This window comes from Algihabitans sp. (assembly GCF_965226985.1).
Classification (GTDB): Bacteria; Pseudomonadota; Alphaproteobacteria; order Kiloniellales; family DSM-21159; genus Algihabitans.
On sequence record NZ_OZ245712.1, the window covers coordinates 4,117,308 to 4,135,875 of the forward strand.

Below are 18,568 nucleotides of genomic sequence, written 5' to 3' on the forward strand. Positions count from 1 at the left end.
CCCCCTTAGAGCGCACTTTTACGCAAATTGGAGTCTACGGTCAGATTCCGTCATCAAGCAAGCGGACGCTGACCGTCGTTTGCCGGCGAATAGGCGGTGATGTGCCCCACAGTTATGGGGTTCGCGTGGCGCTATCGCCACGGGTTTGGAGTGCGGGCCACCTGTTCGACGGAAGCGACGTCGCTTCCGTCGAACAGAGTCGCGTTCTAGTAGCGATAAGCCTCGCCCTTGAACGGTCCCTCGGTCTCTACGCCGATGTATTCGGCCTGGTCGGACGAAAGCTTCGTCAAATGGGCCCCGACCTTGGCGAGATGGAGTTCTGCGACCTTCTCGTCGAGCCTCTTGGGCAGCACGTAGACCTGCCGCTGGTAATTGTCGGCGTTGGTCCAGAGTTCGATCTGCGCCAGCACCTGATTGGTGAAGCTGGCGGACATGACGAAGCTCGGATGGCCCGTGGCATTGCCCAGATTCACCAGCCGGCCTTCCGACAGCAGAATGATCTTCTTGCCGTCGGGGAACTCGACCTGATCGACCTGCGGCTTGACGTTGTCCCACTTCATGTTCCGCAGCCCCTCGATCTGAATCTCGGTATCGAAGTGGCCGATATTGCAAACGATGGCGCGGTCCTTCATCGCGCGCATATGGTCGACGGTGATCACGTCCTTGTTGCCGGTGGCTGTTACGAAGAGATCCGCCCGCGGCGCAGCCTGCTCCATGGTCACCACTTCGTAGCCTTCCATCGCCGCCTGCAGAGCGCAGATCGGATCGACTTCGCTGACCATCACGCGGCACCCCGCGTTTCGCAGGGAATCCGCCGAACCTTTGCCGACATCGCCAAACCCGCAGACCATGGCAACCTTGCCGGCCATCATGACGTCGGTCCCGCGCCGGATGGCGTCGACCAGAGACTCACGGCAGCCGTACTTGTTGTCGAACTTGGACTTGGTGACGGAGTCGTTGACGTTGATCGCCGGCGCCTTCAGCGTGCCTGCCTTGGCCATTTGATAAAGGCGGATCACGCCGGTCGTGGTCTCCTCGGAGATGCCGCGCACCTCGGCCATCAAGGGCGCATACTCGTCCTTGTGCAGCAGCTGCGTCAGATCTCCCCCGTCGTCCAGGACCATGTTGATTTTCCAGCCGTCCGGCCCGGTGACCGTCTGCTCGATCGCCCACCAGAACTCCTCCTCGCTCATGCCCTTCCAGGCGAAGACGGGAATTCCTGCAGCCGCGATTGCAGCGGCGGCTTGGTCCTGCGTGGAGAAGATGTTGCAGGACGACCAGCGCACCTCGGCGCCCAGTTCGATCAGCGTTTCGATCAACACGGCGGTCTGGATGGTCATGTGCAGACAGCCGGCGATGCGCGCGCCCTTCAGCGGCTTGGAGGCGCCGTACTCCTCGCGCAACGCCATCAGACCGGGCATCTCCGTCTCGGCGATCTCGATCTCCTTACGGCCCCAATCGGCCAGCGAGAGGTCTTTGACCTTGTAGTCGGTGAATTCGGCCATTGGAGAGAAGTCCTTCGATCGGTGACCCCGGGCGTTTGCACGGGGCGCGTTGCAGGAGAGGTTCGGGATCTTCGGCAAAAGCCTTACGGCATGCGGGGGAGATAGCAGTATCGCCCCCGGCCGGCAAGCTGCGGCCGGGGACAACCGCGAGGCTTCCGCGTCACAGACCCCATCGCGCTCCGGCGAAGGCGATCCTCAGGAACTCTGCTGGAGACAGCCGCGTAGCGCCTCCGCATTGAACCGCATCAGATCGAAGTAAAGGTCGGAACCGTTCGGTATATCCGCGCCGAGCGGATCGAGAACGCCAGCACGCGCGGGCGTTTCCTCGACCAGGATTGCGACCAGGCGTGATTCGAACTGTGGCTCGGCAAAGATACAGGTGGCACCGAGTTCGGCGATCTTGTCCCGGATTTCCGCAATCCGCCTCGCACTGGGGCTCTGCTCTGGCGATACGGTGATCGACCCGACGGTGTTCAGGCCGAAGCGGTCTTCCAGATATCTGTAGGCGTCGTGAAAAACGATGAAAGGTTCATCCGCAACCGGTGCCAGCGTGGCCCGCATATCTTCCGTAAGGCTTGTAAGCCGGGCTTCGGTCTCGGCTGCATTCTGCTGGTAGCTCTCGGCGTGGTGCGGATCAATCTCACTTAAGACCGTGGCGATGTGACGGACGAAGCGTTGTGCGTTTTCCGGGTCGAGCCAGTAGTGCGCGTCGAAGGCGCCGTGCCCGTGCCCGTGCCCGTGCCCATGTCCATGATCGTGGTCATGCCCATGGTCGTGGTCGTGCCCATGGTCGTGGTCGTGCCCATGGTCGTGGTCATGCCCATGGTCGTGATCATGTCCGTGATCGTGGTCATGTCCGTGATCATGGTCATGATCGTCCCCGTGCCCGTGATCATCATGAACATGTGCCTCGAAGGTGCCGCCTTCGCGAAGTGGTAGCCTTTCGAGACCGTCGATGTCCTGCAATGCGACCCGACGTGCGTCCGGTGCGAGTCCCTCAATCGGCCCGATCAGGAATGTCTCGAGGTCCGGCCCGATCCAGAAGACGGCATCGGCTTCCGCCAGGGCTTCCGCATCCGATGGCCGCAGACTGTAGGTATGGGGAGAGCCTCCGCCATCCACGATCAGGTGGGGCGACTGAACGCCCTCCATCACCGCCGATACGAGAGAGTGAAGGGGCTTGATCGAAACCGAGACCTCCGGCGGTGTCTGAGCCAGAGTAGCTGAAGACAGCAGCAAGGCGGCGGTCGACGGAAGCAGGGCGAGCAGTCGGTTGACCATCGGGGAGGCTCCTGGAACGAGAACGGGCGAACGTTATGATATAACGTACTTTCTATTTCCAGCCTAAACGGCCAGTGCACCGGCTTGGCAGACCCTCTCTTGCCGTCGGGCGCACCCGCGAGACCTGCGCAACCTCGTGGCGGCTTCGCAACCGGCGCGAAAAGGTCGCGGCCGATGTGCGTGGAGAGCGCCTTGTGGCCGTGACCCGTTTCTGTAGTGTAGCAACGATGATTCGGCGACTTCACCAAACCGCCGCCTGGCTCTGCGGTCTTGCCTTGCTCGTCAACCTGGCGGCGCAAGCGACTGCTGGCGTGGCCCTGGCTGCGACGGCTGCCGAACGGCCGGACGGGCCGGTGATCGTTATCTGTTCGCCCGATGGCATCAAAAGGTTGGTCTGGACGCCGGAGGGTTTCGAGCCCTTGCCGGGCGACCCGGATGCGACTAGGCCGTCTTGTCCCTTCTGCAGTCTGGCATCAGCCAGCGCCGTTCTGCCCGAGCCGCTCTTCCATCGGCTGTCCTGGGCGACGCCGCAGGTCCTGTCCCGCCCCGGACGGACCCCCTTGCCCGTCTCCTGGTCCGGCGCCGCCGCGCCGCCGGCACGGGCACCGCCGGCCATCGCCTGAGAAAAGCGCGGAAGAAAGCTGTTGCCCGCGGCTGTCGCGGGCGGCTTCTCAGCGAGAAATCGACCCCATCGTCAAAAGAACAATCCTACCGGTCTGGTCGGAAAGGACGCCGTTCCCTCCCTGTAGACCGTTCAAGAAACTGGAGTGAAGAGATGAAAGAATTCGTTGCGGGCTTCTGCCTGCTGGCCTTGGCGACCGCCACCGCAATCGCGCACGACTTTAAGGCCGGTGCGATCCACATCGACCACCCCTGGGCGCGTGCTTCGATCGGCATGGCCAAGGCCGGTGCGGCCTATATGGTTCTGACCAATGAGGGGAGTGAAACCGACCGCCTGATCTCCGCGTCGTCCGACGTGGCCGAATCGGTCGAGCTACACACGCACCTGATGGACGACGGCGTGATGCGGATGCGTCAGATCGAGGCCATCGAAATCGATCCCGGCACGCCCTCCGTGCTGGAGCCCGGCGGTCTGCACGTTATGCTCATCGGGCTCAAGCAGCCGCTCGCCGCTGGTGAGTCCTTCCCGATGACCCTGACGTTCGAGCAGGCTGGCGAGGTGACCGTCGAGGTCTCAATCGAAGCCATTGGCAGCGAGACGGGTGGCCACAACCACGGTGCCGGTACCACCCACTAGGGCTCGAACCCTAGGCACTTACTGTCGCCTGCGGCAGTGGCCAGCTGCAGTATTTGGCCAAGTGCAAAACGATCTGGGCGGGCGGCGATTGCCGCCCGCTTTTTTTTGTAAATCAGATGGTTGCTAGAGGCGTTCATTGAAGAAGTCGAGCAAGCGAGCGATCTCGGCAGCGTCGCTCAACATCGAAATCTCGCTTGCCAGACGCGCCGCGGCGGCCGAGTCCAGCCGCCGTACCCGGTCTTTCACCCTGGCCAAGGCTTTCGGGCCCATGGAGAGTTCGCGCACGCCCAGACCGATGAGCAGCGGCGTGTAGCGCGGGTCGCCGGCAATCTCGCCACAGACCGAGACGCTTTTGCCGGCCCGCAACCCGGCATCGACGGCAAAGTGGATCAGCCGAAACACGGCCGGATGCAGGGGGTTATAGAGATGTGCGACCTGCTCCTCGCTGCGATCGATCGCGAGCGTGTACATGATCAGGTCGTTGGTGCCGACGGCGAAGAAGTCGGCCTCACGTGCTAGGGCGTCGGCGGACAGTGCGGCGCCCGGTACCTCGATCATCACGCCAAGCGGCGGCAACGTCTTGGCCATGCGAACCTTGCGGCGCTTTAGGCGGCGCCAGACCTTCAGAAGTATGGCGCGCGCCTCGCGCAGCTCCTCCACGCTGGTGATCAGCGGCAGCAGGATGCGGATCGGCCCGGCCGCGCCCGTGCGCAGGATCGCCGCGAACTGAGTCTCCAGCAGCTCCGGTGCCCGCAGCGAAAGGCGGATGGCACGGACCCCCAGCGCGGGATTGGCGCAGGCTCCCAGGCGCCCACCGAGGGCGGAGGCCAGTTTCTCGCCACCGATGTCGAGCGTGCGGATGGTCACTGCCTTGCCGGCCAGCCCGGCCACCATGTCGCTGAGAACTTCCGTCTGCTCGTTTTCGTCGGGAAGGTCGTTGCGGTTCATGTAGAGGAACTCGGTGCGCAGCAGGCCGACGCCTTCGGCGCCAACGGCCGTCGCCTGACCGACTTCCCGAGGCAGCTCCAGATTGGCCTGCAACTGAACGCGGGTGCCGTCCCTGGTTTCGGCCGGCAGCTTGCGCAAGCGATTGAGCGCTTTGACTTCCTTGGCTTGCTCGGCCTGGCGCTTTCGGTAGGCGGTAAGACGCTTCTTCGTCGGATTGACGATCACCAGGCCTTCGGTGCCATCGACAATGATCGGGCTACCGGGCTCGACACCAGCGACGATACCCGCCGCGCCCAGAACCGCCGGCAAGCCCAGGGAACGGGCCATGATCGCGGTATGGCCCTCCGCGCCCCCGAGAGCGCAGGCGAAACCGGCCACCTTCGCCGGATCCATCAAGGCCGTGTCGGCCGGGGTGATTTCCTCGGCCACCACGACGCTGCTGACGTTCAGATCGCCGAAGCCGCTGAAGCCACGCTGATTCAGATTGCGCAGGATCCGCTGGCCCACCTCTCGGATCTCACTGGCGCGACTGCGAAGATAGGCGTCGTCCAGTTCCGAAAAGGCCTCGGCGATCGCCTCGATCTCCCGAGCGACCGCCGCTTCGGCATTCAGGCGTTTGGCGATGCGCGCGATGACCCCCTCGCGCAGTCGACGCGAGGATAGCATCTGCAGATGCGCCTCTAGAAGGAAGCCCAGTTCTTCCCCTGAGGCACCGTGGAAGCCTGCGGACTTACGCCTGATCTTTTCGAGCTGACGGACCGCTTTGGCGATCGCCTTTTCGAGGCGCTCGATCTCCGCCTCGACCTTTGCGGCGGCGACGCTGTATTCCGGGACGCGCGCGACCTCGCCTTCGCGTGGGTGGGCCGGTCCTATGGCGACCCCGGGCGAAACCCCCAGTCCTTCGAAGACGCGCTCTTTGTTTTCGGCCTTTGGGGTTCGTTTAGCGACGTGCGTTTTGCGTGGTTCAGTCTTCATCGAACTTGCGTTCGACCAGCTCGGCCAGAGCCTTCACCGCGGCTTCGGCGTCCGGCCCGCTGGCCGCCACCTGGATGCGGCAGCCGGGTGCGGCGGCCAGCATCATCAAACCCATGATAGAAGAACCCGATACGGAGTTCGACCCCTTCGTGACCAACACCTCGGCATCGAAACTGCTGGCCAGCTTAACGAACTTGGCGGCGGCGCGTGCGTGCAGTCCGCGCTGATTCGCGATGGTGACGTCCATCTCGGCGCCAGGTCGGCCCGTTTGGGGGGCGCAGGGCGCCGTATCGCTCATGCTCGGGCCCTTTTCAGCGTACGGCCTCGCCCGCCAGAAGTTGGGAAGCGACGTTGATGTACTTGCGCCCTGCCTCCTGCGCCTGAGCGACGGCTGAGGCCAGGCTCGCGGTCTGACGTACGCTGGCCAGCTTGATCAGCATGGGCAGGTTGGCCCCGGCGATGACCTCCACCTTGGCTTGATCCATGACCGAGATCGCTAGGTTGGAGGGCGTCCCGCCGAACATATCCGTCAAGATCACTACGCCGTCGCCTGTATCGCAGGCCTTGACCTGCGCGATGATCTCGCTCCGCCGTGCCTCCATGTCGTCGTCCGGTCCGATACAGACCGCCGCGACCTTCGGCTGAGGCCCGACCACGTGCTCCATGGCGGAGATGAACTCCTGGGCCAGGCGGCCGTGGGTAACCAAAAGAAGACCGATCATCGGCAAGACAGCCCTAAAAGTGGGAGCGGGAGGCTAGACGCTTTTCCGACTGGGTGGAACCACCTGTTCTCCAGAAAAAGGGACTTGGCGCAAGTTAGGGGCTCCGCGACCTTTTCCAAAGGCTCACCCCAAAAGCTCGCACAGGCCCTCGTTCTTGGCCTCTGCGCGGCTTCGCCACGACCGAAGTCTGTCTGTCCCTACGTCCGGGTTTTCAGGTCCGGGCTTTCAGGTCCGGGGCATGTCGCGATGGCCGACCGTGACGTCGCGGCCCTGGGCCGTTAGCCAGGCCGCCAGCTTCTCCGCCGTCGCCACTGAGCGATGTTTTCCGCCAGTGCAGCCGATGGCGATCGTCAGATAGCTCTTGCCTTCGGCCTCGTAACGGGGGAGCAGCGGTTCGATCAGATCCGTCAGGGTTTCGAAGAAGCCGGGGAAGGCAGGATCGCTGGCCACGTAGGCGGCGACCTGAGAATCGCGCCCTGTCAGCGGCCGCAGCGCCTCGACGTAGTGGGGGTTCCGCAGGAAGCGGACGTCCATAACTAGGTCGGCCTCGCGCGGCAGCCCCTGGCGGAAGGAAAAGGAGGTCACGAAGACCACCAATCCATCGTTACCCAGGCCGAAGTGGCCGGTCAGCAGCTTGCGAAAGTCGGGAACCGCCAGATTGGAGGTATCGATGACCAGATCGGCGCGTTCCTTGAGTGGGGCGGTCATCGTCCGCTCGGCCGCGAGACCGTCTGCCAAGGGACGCTCCTGTGCCAGGGGGTGTCGCCGCCGTGTCTCGGTGAAGCGGCGCTGCAGCACGTCGTCGGCGCAGTCCATGAACACGAGCTTCACGGCCAGCGCCGGTTCTGCGATCAGGGCGTCGAGTTGCTCCAGAAAGGGCTGCGCGGCGAAGTCGCGATTACGGATGTCCGCACCCAGCGCGACCGGCTGGTCGAGGTGGCCGGCCAGGACGGCAGGGCCGAGCAGCTTGAGCGGCAGATTGTCGATCGCTTCGTAGCCGATGTCTTCCAGAAGCTTGAGGGCCGTGGTGCGGCCGGCGCCGGACAGCCCGGTGACCACGACCACCGGCAGGGCTTGCGATTCCTTGGAGCTGCTCATGCCTGTAACTGGCGGCCTGCCGAGGGCGGAGGCGCGGCTGCGTGCTGCAAGCCGAAGCTTGGCCGGAGCCGAAGGCTGGCGCGCATCGAGATGGAGCGCAGCCACGGGCTGACCGAGGAGCAGGACCGAGTGTTCCTCGGGCAGGCGGTCGGTCTGGCCGCCGGTCAGCTCGACCACCAGACGAACTTCGGTCTCCGCCGCGTTGGGAACCCCGGCAAGGCCGACACCGCGCACCTCCAGCGTACCTTCGAGTTGCGTCGGCGCCCGGGCGAGGACTCGCAGGCCGTCACAGGTCAGTTGAGTCTGATCGTCTGCCACCAGACGCGCGCCGTCGTCGATCATGCGCAAGGCCAGATCCGACTTGCCGCTGCCGCTGGGGCCCCGCAGCAGTATCCCGATGGGACCGTCGGGCGTATCCAGCTCCACCGCCGTGGCGTGCAGAAGCTCTTGATCGGGGAAACCGCTCATCCTCGGGTTTGCTCCGGCATGACTATCCGTATCCCGCTCGGGTGTCAGGCGGCTGGCAGGCGCACGGTGAAACGGGCGCCGACGACTTCACCGGCCTCGAAACGGTTTTCGGCATAGATGACCCCGCCATGGGCGTCCACGATTTGCTTGGAGATCGACAACCCGAGGCCGGAGTGGGTACCGAACTTTTCTCCCTCGGGCCGTTCGCTGTAGAAGCGGTCGAAGATGGCGTCCAGCTTGTCCTGGGGCAGTCCGGGACCTGCGTCGCTGACCGAGATTGCGATCCAATCGCCGCCTTCGGCGCGGGAGCGGTTGTCGCGCCGGGCCTGTAGTCGGATGGTGCCACCGGATGGCGAGAAGGAAATCGCATTGGACAGGAGGTTCCGGAAGACCTGACCCAGGCGCCCCTCCAGGCCCTGAACGCGCAGGCGTTGGCCAGTCTCGGTGTTGCAGAGGATCTTGATCTCGCGCTCCTCCCCAACTGAGCGGTAGACGTCGGCCAGGGTCCCCAACAGGTTGGCGACGTCGACCTCCTCGGCATCCGCGCGCGCCAGTTCGGCATCTAGGCGCGAGGCGTCGGAGATGTCGCTGATCAGGCGGTCGAGCCGCTGCACGTCGTCGACGATGATCGACATCAGCTTCTTCTGCTGTTTGGAGTCCTCGATCCTGGCGGCCGTTTCCACGGCACTGCGCAGGCTGGTCAGGGGGTTCTTGATCTCATGCGCGACATCTGCCGCAAAGCCCTCGATTGCTTGCATACGCGTGTTCAGGGCGTCCGTCATCTGCTGCAGCGCCTGAGCCAGATCGCCGATTTCATCGTGCCGGCGACTCAAGCTTGTGATGAAGCCGCGTTGACCCCGTCCGTCCCGTTGCCGGCCGCTGCTGCCGCCGCGCACCCGGTCGGCCGCCTCGGCCAGGCGTCGGATCGGTAGGGCGATGGTACGTGCGAGGTAGAGCGAGAGCAGGACCGTCACCGCGAGAGCGATTCCGAACACCAGCAGAATGTCGTGGCGGCGGTCTCGCACGGCCCGATCGACGCTGTCGCCGTCCTTGGTAAGCATGAGCGCGCCCAGCACTTGGCGATAGCGTTGAACAGGCACCGCCAGGGAGAGGACGATGCGGCGGTCTTCGCCGGCTCGCACCCGGCCCGCCGCATCGCCGGCGAGGGCGGCGACAACCTCGGCGTAGTCGCTGGCGCTCTGGCTGAGCGGTTCGCGGTAGGGCGGCAGTCCGTGATCGCCGGGCAGCCCATAGATCACGGTGTTGTAGAGATCGTCGATCCAGCGGACCAGACCGTTGCCCGTCTCCAAAGGCGGCAGTTCGGTGACCTTGACCTGCCCCCCAGGCCCCATCAGCAGGAAGGAGTCGGCCGTCAGGCGTCCGGCGCGGTCGAATATCCGCGCGCGCAGCGTGGTGCCGGCCACGAGGAGCCGCACGGTCTGGCGGGTTGCGTCCTCCAACAGCTGCTGCTCGCCGCTCGCCGTGTCCACCACGGCGGCCGAGCCGATGGCCAGTGCGAAGGTCTCGGCCTGGACCTGAAGCGCCTTCAGTTCAGAATCGATCAGCGACTGTCGATACTGGTCGAGATGCAGCAGCCCGAGTACCGGGATCAGCAGCACCAGCATGTTAAGTGCCAGGATCCGCCGAGTCAGCGGCGAGCGCCAAGCCGGCCGACGCCGGCGAGACAGCGACTCCGGCCGTTTCGCGGCGGTCGCCGAAGCCGTTTCGGCCTTTGACTCTGCCGCCCGGGCGGCTGGCGCCTTCCGGCGTGCGGTCGTCGGCGAGTCGGCCTCGTAGGCGGGGGCGAAGGGCTCGACGGTCATGCGGGCGGGTCAACTCTTAACGATGGCGCTGGCTCCGAAGGGCGCCTTGGGTCACGTCGGAATGTGCACCGATCTTAGGCGTCTTTGTAGCGATAGCCTACGCCATAGAGTGTCTCGATCTGCGAGAAATCCTCGTCGGCCTGTTTGAACTTCTTGCGCAGCCTCTTGATGTGGCTGTCGATGGTTCGGTCATCGACGTAGATATGTTCGCCGTAGGCCGCGTCCATCAACTGATCACGATTCTTCACGTGACCGGGGCGCTGGGCCAGGGCCTTAAGGATCAGAAACTCGGTGACGGTCAGGTTGACCGGCTCGTCGCGCCAAGTCACCAGATGGCGACCAGGGTCCATCATCAGGCTGCCGCGCAGCAGAGGCTGTTCGCGCGGACCCTCGCCTGTCTCGTCCCGGCTGGTCCGCTCGCGGCGCAGAAGCGCCCGAATGCGCTCGATCAACAGGCGTTGGGAGAAGGGCTTCTTGATGTAGTCGTCGGCGCCCATGCGCAGTCCGAGCAGTTCGTCTACCTCGTCGTCCTTTGAGGTCAGGAAGATCACCGGCAGGTTCGAGCCCTCGCGCAGGCGGCGCAGCAGCTCCATGCCGTCCATGCGTGGCATCTTGATGTCCAGCACTGCCAGGTCCACCGGCTGGGCCGAGAGGCTGCGCAGCGCCTCCGACCCGTCGGTGTAGGTGCGGACCTTGTAGCCTTCGGTCTCCAGAGCCATGGAAACGGACGTCAGGATGTTTCGGTCGTCGTCGACCAGGGCGATAGTGTGCTGCATCTGTTGGGTCCCTGCCTGAAAAGGGGGCGCCGGACAGGGAGGTTTCCCGGTACGGGCTCACGTGTGTTTGCATTTCTGCCTGCACGCCAAGCTGGCGCCGCTTTCGGGCCAAGGTAGGGCGCCGCCGCGAAATGTGGCAGACGTCTCTGCCACATTTTGTTCCTATTATGATCTAGTTGCGCCCACTTTCGAAGGACTGGTCCGGCTCTTGACGGTCGGCGTTTCGAGCGGTCATCTCCCAGGCATGACAGAAGTTTCGACCGATCCGGACAGAGCCTCGTCGCCGCAGCCGGCGTCACAGGTGCGCCGTCTGCTGCGCCGGGCGGAGACAGGGGCGTTGGCGAGCGGGCTTGCGCGGGACGGGTCCGGCTGGCCTTACCCTTCGCTGGTTCTGGTGACCGTGGATCATGCCGGCTGCCCGCTGCTGCTGCTGTCCGATCTGGCCGATCACACCGCTAACCTGAAGGCGGACCCGCGCCTCGGCCTTCTCGTCAGCGACGTGGCCGGTCTGGACGATCCTCTGACAGGCGCGCGCGCCGGCGTGCTGGGCCGCATCGAATGCGTCGACGACCCTCGGCTGAAGGCGCGGGTGGTGCGCCGCCATCCGGGTGCGGCGCTCTACGCCGATTTTCGGGACTTTCATCTCTATCGCCTGCAGGTCGAACGGGCGCATCTGGTCGCCGGTTTTGGCCGGATCCATTGGATCGAGGCTGCCGAGCTGCTGTTCGACGTCTCGGACCGGTCAGACCTGGCTGAGGCCGAGGCCGAGATCGTTGCACATATGAACGAGGACCACGCCGACGCTATTGCCGTCATGGCCGATCAGCTTCTGGATCGGCGACCGGAGCCCTCGCAGAGCGCCTGGGTCATGACCGGTGTCGATCCGGAGGGCTGCGACCTGCGCCGAGGCAACAGTCTGGAGCGGCTCTCCTTCGCGAAGACGGTGCGTGACGCCGAAAGCTGTCGCGTGGAACTGGTACGCCTGACCAAGCAGGCGCGCCGGAGCCAGGCCGAGAGTCAGGCAGCCGGGACCGACAAGCCGACTTAGGCTTGGTTCGCCCGTTCCTGGACGCCCTTCCCGGCAGCTTGGGACCGAATGGGCCGCATCCTGGTCTCCTTGCCGTCTCAAGGCTCTCACGCCGCGGTCCAGGCGGAGAACGGCAAAGTTGCCCCCACATCGCGGCAGCGCTACACAGATCCCAAGCGGTTCAGACACAAGGACCGGGGTCCGAGGGTGCGGGCCGATCAAGCGATAGGGAGACAACGAGTGGGCACGCAAGGACCGGTCGTGTCGCGGCATGGGCTCGAGAGCCTGGGCTTGCGAAATCTGGGTAACCTTTACTGGAACCTTGCCGCTCCGGCGCTCTACGAGCAGGCGCTGACGCGCGGGGAAGCAAGCTTGGCCGCCGGCGGGCCCCTGGTGGCTCTAACCGGCGAACACACGGGCCGCAGTCCCAAAGATAAGTTTATCGTCGAGGAGGCCGAGAGCAGCGACGACATCTGGTGGGGCGAGGTCAATGTCGCTATGGCGCCGGAGCAGTTCGACCGGCTGTTGGCCAAGGCGCGGGCCTATCTGCAAGGTCGCGATCTCTTCGTGCAGGACTGCTTCGCGGGGGCCGATCCGGCCTATCGCCTACCAGTGCGCATCCTGACCGAGTGCGCCTGGCACAACCTCTTCGCCCGCAACATGTTCATCCAGCCGTCGCACGACGAACTGGCGGACTTCGAGCCGGCCTTCACGGTGCTTCAGGTTCCCGGTCTGCAGGCCGACCCGGCGACCGACGGAACACGCTCGGAGTGCTTCGTGCTGGTCAGCTTCGCCCAGCGGATCGTGCTGATCGGCGGTACTTCCTATGCCGGCGAGATCAAGAAGTCCGTCTTCTCGATCCTCAACTACCTGTTGCCCGAGCGCGACGTGTTGCCGATGCATTGCTCAGCAAACATCGGTCCGAAGGGCGATACGGCGATCTTCTTCGGCCTGTCCGGCACCGGCAAGACGACGCTTTCGGCGGATGGGGCGCGTACCCTGATCGGCGATGACGAGCATGGCTGGTCGGACACCGGAGTGTTCAATTTCGAGGGCGGTTGCTACGCCAAGGTGATTCGCCTGAGCGCCGAGGCCGAGCCCGAGATCCATGCCACCACCCGCCGGTTCGGTACGGTTCTCGAGAACGTGGTGATGGACAAGGACACGCGGGCGTTGGACTTGGACTCTGCTCACTACACGGAGAACACCCGCGCCTCCTACCCCATCGACTTCATTCCCAATGTCAGTGCGGCCGGGCAGGGCGGATTGCCGAAGAACATCGTGATGCTGACGGCCGATGCCTTCGGCGTGCTGCCGCCGATCAGCCGCCTGACGCCCGAGCAGGCGATGTACCACTTCCTGTCCGGCTATACGGCCCGGGTCGCCGGCACGGAAAAGGGCCTGGGCAGCGAGCCGACAGCGACCTTCTCAACCTGTTTCGGGGCGCCTTTCATGCCGCGCCACCCAAGCGTCTACGCCCGCATGCTGCGCGACAAGATGCAAGCGGCCGACGCCAACTGCTGGCTGGTCAACACCGGTTGGTCCGGCGGCCAGTACGGCGTGGGCAAGCGCATGGACATCAAGCTCACCCGCGCCATGCTGCGCGCCGCCCTGGCCGGGGATCTGGACGGCGTGGAGATGCATCCGCACCCCGATTTCGGCGTGCTGGTGCCCGCCTCTTGTCCTGGAGTTCCCGCCGAGGTGCTGGACCCTCGGGCGACCTGGGCGGACCCTCAGGCCTATGACCGGATCGCGCGCGATTTGGTCAAGCGCTTCGAGGCGAATTTCAAACAGTTCGAATCCTACGTGGACGATGGCGTGAAGGCTGCCGGCATCTACCAAGTCGCGGCCGAGTAGGAGCAGGAGTTTCCCGAAGGAGAGGGTCGGCGGTTCCGGTCAGGCCGCCGCAGACCTCTGCAGGGCCGCTTCGACGAAGTGCAGGCGGTCCTGGCCGTAGAAGAGCGCGCCGTCCACCAGGTAGCTCGGCGAGCCGATCACGCCGAGTTGCACAGCTTCACGCGAATTGGCGACGACCTCGGCCTGCGCCGCTTCGGACAGCGCCACGTCGCGCAGGGTCGGTCCATCGAAACCGCAGGCCGCGGCGAGTTCGTCGAGAACGGCCGGGTCCGCGATGTCGCGGTCGTCCCGCCAGAGCGCGGCCAGGATCTCGAAAGCCAACCGGTCCAGGTCTCCATCGCCGCCACTCTCGACGGCTTTTTGCGCTGCGACCACCAGGCCGCTGGGCAGTTCCATCGGTCCGTAGTGATTTTTCGGGTCCTCGGGCACGACCGGCACGCCTCGCCAGGCCGCCCAGCGCTGGAAATCCTCCCAGGCATGGCGCACGCGGGCGGGATGCCGATCCGTAAACCAGATTCCACCAGTCTCCGGCACCACGATCGACAAAAGCATGGGCTTGTGGATCAGACGTCGCCCGCTTTGGCGGGCCAAACGAACGACCTCCTGTTGGCCCAGGTAGGCGAAGGAACCGCGAACGGAATAGAAAGTGGTGATGCTGCTCACGGGACTCGGTCCTCGTTGTTGTGCGGGATCTGCCTGCCGGCTGTTATCGGCAGGCGCTAGAAGGCGCCCACGCGTTCCAGATCGTAGGTCACTTCCTCCGTATAGTGAGGGCCTTCGGCACCCAGTCGGGAGGAGTAGAGAACGAAGTGATCGGCCGTAAAGGGGCCGATCCGCAACAGGCTATGGTCTTTCAGGTAGAGGCCGAGTTTGGGACCGGGATCGCCCTTGAAGCGTGCCAGGGTGACGTGCGGTTTGAACTTCCGTCGTTCGGCCGGCAAGCCTGCGCGCACGACGGCGCTCTCGACCTTGGCCTGCAGGTGCGTCAACGCCGGGTTCGGGGCCACGCCGGCGTAGAGGGAGCGCAGCTTCATGCCGTCGCCGAAGGTGGCGAGGCCCTGCAGGGTCAGTTCGAAACCCGGCGCATCGATAGCCGAGAGAGTATCGTCAAGATCTCGGGCCTGCGCACCGTCGACGTCCCCGACGAAGCGGAGTGTCAGGTGCAGGTTGTCCTCTGCGACCCAGCGTGCGCCGGGCAGGCCGGTGCCGAGCATGCCGAGGCCTTCGCGAACCTCCTCGGGTAGGCTCAGGGCAACGAACAGGCGCATGACGGAAGCCCTCCCGACGATGCCTGAGTGGGCGCGTGTTTCCGGACCCCTGTATGGGTCTCTTCAGACATCCTCAGTTTAGCAGGCACAGGCCGCGCCGTCGCAAGCCTTCGCACCGGCTTGATAAGCCCGGCCGGCAAGGTTTTTTGCTTTGCAGCACATGCTATGGCGCCTTAACGTTGCGGCCTCATGACAAACCCGGCGTATCAGACCGGGTCCAGGGTGGTCGTTGCGCGTGTCGCAGTCAGGCACGTCAGGGAAACGGAACTCCGGTTGATGGCAGATCGCCAGCCGGCGCTGGTCGTCGAGCAGATGTACAAGTCCTTCGGCTTGCTGGAGGTGCTCAAGGGCGTCTCGATGACGGCTGCCCAGGGCGATGTCGTGGCCTTGATTGGCGCCAGCGGTTCCGGCAAGTCCACCTTCCTGCGCTGCATCAACCTGCTTGAGATTCCCGACAGCGGGCGCGTCTGGGTCGGCGACGAGCTGCTGGAAGTGCGTCGCGACCGGCGCGGGCGGGCGGCCTTCGACCGGTCGCAGGTCGACCGGCTGCGCACGCACCTCGGCATGGTCTTCCAGCAGTTCAATCTCTGGACCCACATGACCGTCCTGCAGAACGTCATCGAAGCGCCGGTTCACGTACTCGGCGTGCCGAGGGCCGAGGCCAAGGCGCAGGCCATGGAACTTTTGGAGAAGGTCGGCATCGCCGAACGCGCCGACTACTACCCCGCTCACCTCTCCGGCGGTCAGCAGCAGCGCGCGGCCATCGCGCGGGCTCTGGCGATGGAGCCGGATGTCCTACTGTTCGACGAACCGACTTCGGCTCTGGACCCGGAACTCGTGGGAGAGGTGCTGCGCGTGATGCGCCGCCTGGCCGAGGAGGGGCGGACCATGGTGATCGTCACGCATGAAATGGGGTTTGCCCGGGAGGTCGCCGACCGGGTGATCTTCCTGCACGAAGGCCGTGTCGAGGAGGAGGGGCCGCCGGCGCAGGTGCTGAGCGACCCGCGGTCCGAGCGCTGCCGTAACTTCCTTGCCTCCCATCTTGCGATGGCCGGATAGACGGTAAGGCGGAAGCTGAATGAAGAGAGAGTGAACGTGAAGAGGGATCGAACGACCATGCGAAACATCGCACTGACCTTGGCGGCCGCGGCGGCTTTCAGCCTGGCGGCGACGGCCGCGTCCGCGGACACCGTGCGGATCGGCACCGAGGGCGCCTACCCGCCCTTCAACTTCATCGATGAAAACGGCGAGCTGAAGGGCTTCGACATCGACATCACGCGGGCGCTTTGCGAGGCGGCCGAATTCGATTGCGAATTCGTCATCCAGGACTGGGACGGGATGATCCCCGGCCTGTTGGCCGAGAAGTACGACGCCATCGTCGCCTCCATGTCGATCACGGAGGAGCGCAAGCAGGTCGTCGATTTCACCGGCAAGTACTATCAGACCCCTGCCAAGTTCGTGCAGCGCAAGGGGGCGGGGTACTCTATCGCCGAAGGTTTGAGCGGGGACGACTCGGTCGGCAACGTCGATGAGATCGTCTTCGAAAAGGACAGCCTGGACGGCAAGGTGATCGGCGTGCAATCGGCGACGATCCACGAGGCTTTTCTACAGGACAATCTCGGGGACATCGTGGAGGTGCGCAGTTACGGATCGCAGGAAGAGGCGAACCTCGATCTGGTGTCCGGTCGCGTCGACATGCTGCTGGCCGACTCCGTCGTGCTTGGCGGCTTCCTGGAGACGGACGACGGAGGCGACTTCGAGTTCGTCGGCCCCGGGTTCACCGATGCCCGCTGGTTCGGCACAGGTGTCGGTGTCGCGATCCGTCAGGAAGACGATGCCCTGCGTGAGGCCTTCAACGCAGCGATCGACAAGATCCGTGCCGACGGCACCTATCAGCAGATCAACGATCAGTATTTCGACTTCGACGTCTACGGCGCCGAATAGCCTGCAGCGCGTCTAGCCGCATCGCCTCTCCCCGACATCCGGCTTGGTTCGGGTGTCGGGTGGCGCTGCGGTCGAGCGCGGGGCGTGCTCAGAGGGTCTGAGGAAGGCCGGCGAACGGAGGCAGAATGGAGAGCATCGCGGCGCTGGAGGCGCGCTGGCCGACGCTGATCGAAGGGCTGCAGATGACGCTGCTCGTCGGTCTCGTCTCCTTGGCCCTGGCCGTCGTCTTCGGTCTGCTCGCCGCCTGGGCCAAGCTCAGTTCCGTTCGGCCTATCGTTTTCGCGGCGGATACCTACACGACCGTGATCCGGGGCGTTCCCGAACTGGTTCTGATCCTGCTCATCTACTATGGCGTGCCGACGCTGCTGCAAAGCACCGTTCGTCAGTGGGGTCCCGGTTTCGCAGACTTCCGGCTCGACCTGGATCCCTTTGCGGCCGGCACCATCACGCTCGGCTTTATCTACGGCGCCTTCGCCGCGGAAGTCTTTCGCGGCGCCTACCTGGCGGTGCCGCGCGGACAGATCGAGGCGGCGGTCGCCAGCGGTATGAGCCGGGTTCTGTTGTTTCGACGGATCCTCTTCCCGCAGATGCTGCGCTTTGCCCTGCCAGGGTTGGGCAACGTCTGGATGGTCCTGATCAAGGCCACCGCGTTGATGTCCGTCATCCAGCTAGAGGAGCTGATGCGTAAGGCGGAGATCGCCGCCGGGGCGACCCGCATGCCCTTCACCTTCTTCCTGGCCGCCGCCCTGCTGTTCCTTGCCATCACGGCCGTCTCGGTCGTGGTTCAGGGTCGGCTGGAGCGTTGGGCTAATCGCGGCGTACGTCAGGCCTGAGGAGACGCCGCCGGCATGAATTTCGAGATCGTCTGGGACAGCCTGCCGCGCTTCCTCTCCGGAGCGGTCTTGACCGTCGAGATCACATTCATCTCGCTGGCGATCGGCCTGATCCTGGCGATCCCGCTCGCCATTCTGAGGGTCAGCCGCAACCCTCTTGTTTCCCTGCCGGTTCAGGGGTTCACCTTCTTTTTTCGCGGCACGCCCCTGCTGGTGCAGCTCTTTCTGGTCTACTACGGTGCCGGGCAGTTCTCCGAGACGCTCCGCACGCTCGGTCTCTGGGTCCTGTTCCGCGACCCCTGGTTCTGCGGCGTCCTGACGCTGACGCTCAACACTGCCGCCTACACCTGCGAGATTCTGCGCGGCGGCATCCAGGCTGTACCGCACGGCGAGGTCGAGGCGGCACGCGCTTTCGGCATGTCGGGCAGCAAGCTTTACCGCCGGATCATTCTGCCGAAGGCCGCGCGGATCGCCTTGCCAGCCTATAGCAACGAGGTGATCTTCCTGCTGCAGGCCACATCCCTGGTGTCGTTAATCACCTTGATGGATATCACCGGTGTGGCCTCAAGGGTGGCGGCGCGTTCCTTCGCGTTCTACGAACTCTACCTGACGGCAGCCATTTTCTATCTGGTGATCGTCTACGGTCTGCAGGGGCTGTTCCGGCGCATCGAACGGCGCTTGTCTGGCCATCTCCGCGATCGTCCGTTGGAAGAGCCGTCGGTGCCGCGCGGCTAGCCAGCTAACTCCCCGCCGAAGCATTTGACGGATCTGCAGGGCTGCTCTGT

18 protein-coding genes are annotated in these 18,568 nt (G+C 64.6%); 8 read left to right on the forward strand and 10 right to left on the reverse strand.

Annotated elements, in window-relative coordinates:
• Positions 1–206 precede the first annotated feature (206 nt).
• Complete coding sequence (ahcY, locus tag ACO054_RS18840) at positions 207–1,505, reverse strand: adenosylhomocysteinase (protein WP_421708125.1); 1,299 nt, start codon at positions 1,503–1,505, stop codon at positions 207–209.
• A 195-nt stretch (positions 1,506–1,700) separates the two neighbouring features.
• Complete coding sequence (locus ACO054_RS18845) at positions 1,701–2,786, reverse strand: zinc ABC transporter substrate-binding protein (RefSeq protein WP_421708126.1); 1,086 nt, start codon at positions 2,784–2,786, stop codon at positions 1,701–1,703.
• Between the two features lie 227 nt (positions 2,787–3,013).
• On the opposite strand from ACO054_RS18845, the gene ACO054_RS18850 reads away from it, so the two are divergent.
• Positions 3,014–3,409 (forward strand): DUF2946 family protein, encoded by a 396-nt coding sequence (locus tag ACO054_RS18850; RefSeq protein WP_421708127.1) that lies wholly within the window; start codon positions 3,014–3,016, stop codon positions 3,407–3,409.
• 152 nt (positions 3,410–3,561) lie between these two features.
• Positions 3,562–4,044 (forward strand): copper chaperone PCu(A)C, encoded by a 483-nt coding sequence (locus tag ACO054_RS18855; RefSeq protein WP_421708128.1) that lies wholly within the window; start codon positions 3,562–3,564, stop codon positions 4,042–4,044.
• A gap of 123 nt (positions 4,045–4,167) precedes the next feature.
• Here the strand turns inward: ACO054_RS18855 and ptsP are convergent, their stop codons facing one another.
• The 6 genes from ptsP to ACO054_RS18885 form a co-directional block, all read right to left on the reverse strand.
• Positions 4,168–5,967 carry a phosphoenolpyruvate--protein phosphotransferase gene (ptsP, locus tag ACO054_RS18860; protein WP_421708129.1) on the reverse strand — a complete coding sequence of 600 codons (1,800 nt, stop codon included), beginning with the start codon at positions 5,965–5,967 and terminating at the stop codon, positions 4,168–4,170.
• Complete coding sequence (locus ACO054_RS18865) at positions 5,957–6,265, reverse strand: HPr family phosphocarrier protein (RefSeq protein ID WP_421708130.1); 309 nt, start codon at positions 6,263–6,265, stop codon at positions 5,957–5,959. Before ACO054_RS18865 ends, ptsP begins: the two co-directional genes overlap by 11 nt.
• A 13-nt stretch (positions 6,266–6,278) precedes the next feature.
• Positions 6,279–6,689 carry a PTS sugar transporter subunit IIA gene (locus ACO054_RS18870; RefSeq protein ID WP_421708131.1) on the reverse strand — a complete coding sequence of 137 codons (411 nt, stop codon included), beginning with the start codon at positions 6,687–6,689 and terminating at the stop codon, positions 6,279–6,281.
• A gap of 225 nt (positions 6,690–6,914) precedes the next feature.
• Positions 6,915–8,255, reverse strand: a complete 1,341-nt coding sequence (gene rapZ / locus ACO054_RS18875) for an RNase adapter RapZ (protein WP_421708132.1) — start codon at positions 8,253–8,255, stop codon at positions 6,915–6,917.
• A gap of 44 nt (positions 8,256–8,299) precedes the next feature.
• On the reverse strand, positions 8,300–10,078 hold the full coding sequence (locus ACO054_RS18880; protein ID WP_421708133.1) for a stimulus-sensing domain-containing protein: 1,779 nt from the start codon (positions 10,076–10,078) through the stop codon (positions 8,300–8,302).
• Positions 10,079–10,152: 74 nt separating this feature from the next.
• Positions 10,153–10,854: a response regulator transcription factor gene (locus tag ACO054_RS18885; protein WP_421708134.1), complete on the reverse strand. Its 702-nt coding sequence runs from the start codon at positions 10,852–10,854 to the stop codon at positions 10,153–10,155.
• A 244-nt stretch (positions 10,855–11,098) separates the two neighbouring features.
• Here ACO054_RS18885 and ACO054_RS18890 point away from each other — a divergent pair, with 244 nt between their 5' ends.
• Together ACO054_RS18890 and ACO054_RS18895 are read left to right on the forward strand one after the other, a co-directional pair.
• Positions 11,099–11,902: a HugZ family protein gene (locus ACO054_RS18890; protein ID WP_421708135.1), complete on the forward strand. Its 804-nt coding sequence runs from the start codon at positions 11,099–11,101 to the stop codon at positions 11,900–11,902.
• A 219-nt stretch (positions 11,903–12,121) separates the two neighbouring features.
• On the forward strand, positions 12,122–13,738 hold the full coding sequence (locus ACO054_RS18895; RefSeq protein ID WP_421708136.1) for a phosphoenolpyruvate carboxykinase: 1,617 nt from the start codon (positions 12,122–12,124) through the stop codon (positions 13,736–13,738).
• A 39-nt stretch (positions 13,739–13,777) separates the two neighbouring features.
• On the opposite strand, the gene ACO054_RS18900 is transcribed toward ACO054_RS18895, so the two are convergent.
• On the reverse strand, positions 13,778–14,401 hold the full coding sequence (locus ACO054_RS18900; protein WP_421708137.1) for a 2-hydroxychromene-2-carboxylate isomerase: 624 nt from the start codon (positions 14,399–14,401) through the stop codon (positions 13,778–13,780).
• Positions 14,402–14,457: 56 nt separating this feature from the next.
• On the reverse strand, positions 14,458–15,006 hold the full coding sequence (gene thpR, locus ACO054_RS18905) for an RNA 2',3'-cyclic phosphodiesterase (RefSeq protein WP_421708138.1): 549 nt from the start codon (positions 15,004–15,006) through the stop codon (positions 14,458–14,460).
• Positions 15,007–15,282: 276 nt separating this feature from the next.
• Between thpR and ACO054_RS18910 the strand changes: the two genes are divergently transcribed.
• From ACO054_RS18910 to ACO054_RS18925, 4 genes are all read left to right on the forward strand, one after another.
• On the forward strand, positions 15,283–16,065 hold the full coding sequence (locus tag ACO054_RS18910; protein WP_421708139.1) for an ABC transporter ATP-binding protein: 783 nt from the start codon (positions 15,283–15,285) through the stop codon (positions 16,063–16,065).
• Positions 16,066–16,101: 36 nt separating this feature from the next.
• Positions 16,102–16,950 carry an ABC transporter substrate-binding protein gene (locus ACO054_RS18915; RefSeq protein WP_421708140.1) on the forward strand — a complete coding sequence of 283 codons (849 nt, stop codon included), beginning with the start codon at positions 16,102–16,104 and terminating at the stop codon, positions 16,948–16,950.
• Positions 16,951–17,075: 125 nt separating this feature from the next.
• Positions 17,076–17,783, forward strand: coding sequence for an ABC transporter permease (locus tag ACO054_RS18920; RefSeq protein WP_421708141.1), 708 nt, complete (start codon positions 17,076–17,078; stop codon positions 17,781–17,783).
• A 15-nt stretch (positions 17,784–17,798) separates the two neighbouring features.
• Positions 17,799–18,518 (forward strand): ABC transporter permease, encoded by a 720-nt coding sequence (locus ACO054_RS18925; protein WP_421708142.1) that lies wholly within the window; start codon positions 17,799–17,801, stop codon positions 18,516–18,518.
• The last annotated feature ends 50 nt before the right edge of the window (positions 18,519–18,568 follow it).

Bases quoted from the DNA above. Each gene is read 5' to 3' on its own strand.
- ACO054_RS18885 (WP_421708134.1), bottom strand. From the start codon at position 10,854: ATGCAGCACACTATCGCCCTGGTCGACGACGACCGAAACATCCTGACG.
- ACO054_RS18850 (WP_421708127.1), top strand. From the start codon at position 3,014: ATGATTCGGCGACTTCACCAAACCGCCGCCTGGCTCTGCGGTCTTGCC.
- ACO054_RS18910 (WP_421708139.1), top strand. From the start codon at position 15,283: ATGGCAGATCGCCAGCCGGCGCTGGTCGTCGAGCAGATGTACAAGTCC.
- thpR (WP_421708138.1), bottom strand. From the start codon at position 15,006: ATGCGCCTGTTCGTTGCCCTGAGCCTACCCGAGGAGGTTCGCGAAGGC.
- ACO054_RS18845 (WP_421708126.1), bottom strand. From the start codon at position 2,786: ATGGTCAACCGACTGCTCGCCCTGCTTCCGTCGACCGCCGCCTTGCTG.
- rapZ (WP_421708132.1), bottom strand. From the start codon at position 8,255: ATGAGCGGTTTCCCCGATCAAGAGCTTCTGCACGCCACGGCGGTGGAG.
- ACO054_RS18890 (WP_421708135.1), top strand. From the start codon at position 11,099: ATGACAGAAGTTTCGACCGATCCGGACAGAGCCTCGTCGCCGCAGCCG.
- ACO054_RS18880 (WP_421708133.1), bottom strand. From the start codon at position 10,078: ATGACCGTCGAGCCCTTCGCCCCCGCCTACGAGGCCGACTCGCCGACG.
- ACO054_RS18925 (WP_421708142.1), top strand. From the start codon at position 17,799: ATGAATTTCGAGATCGTCTGGGACAGCCTGCCGCGCTTCCTCTCCGGA.
- ptsP (WP_421708129.1), bottom strand. From the start codon at position 5,967: ATGAAGACTGAACCACGCAAAACGCACGTCGCTAAACGAACCCCAAAG.
- ACO054_RS18920 (WP_421708141.1), top strand. From the start codon at position 17,076: ATGGAGAGCATCGCGGCGCTGGAGGCGCGCTGGCCGACGCTGATCGAA.
- ACO054_RS18870 (WP_421708131.1), bottom strand. From the start codon at position 6,689: ATGATCGGTCTTCTTTTGGTTACCCACGGCCGCCTGGCCCAGGAGTTC.
- ahcY (WP_421708125.1), bottom strand. From the start codon at position 1,505: ATGGCCGAATTCACCGACTACAAGGTCAAAGACCTCTCGCTGGCCGAT.
- ACO054_RS18865 (WP_421708130.1), bottom strand. From the start codon at position 6,265: ATGAGCGATACGGCGCCCTGCGCCCCCCAAACGGGCCGACCTGGCGCC.
- ACO054_RS18855 (WP_421708128.1), top strand. From the start codon at position 3,562: ATGAAAGAATTCGTTGCGGGCTTCTGCCTGCTGGCCTTGGCGACCGCC.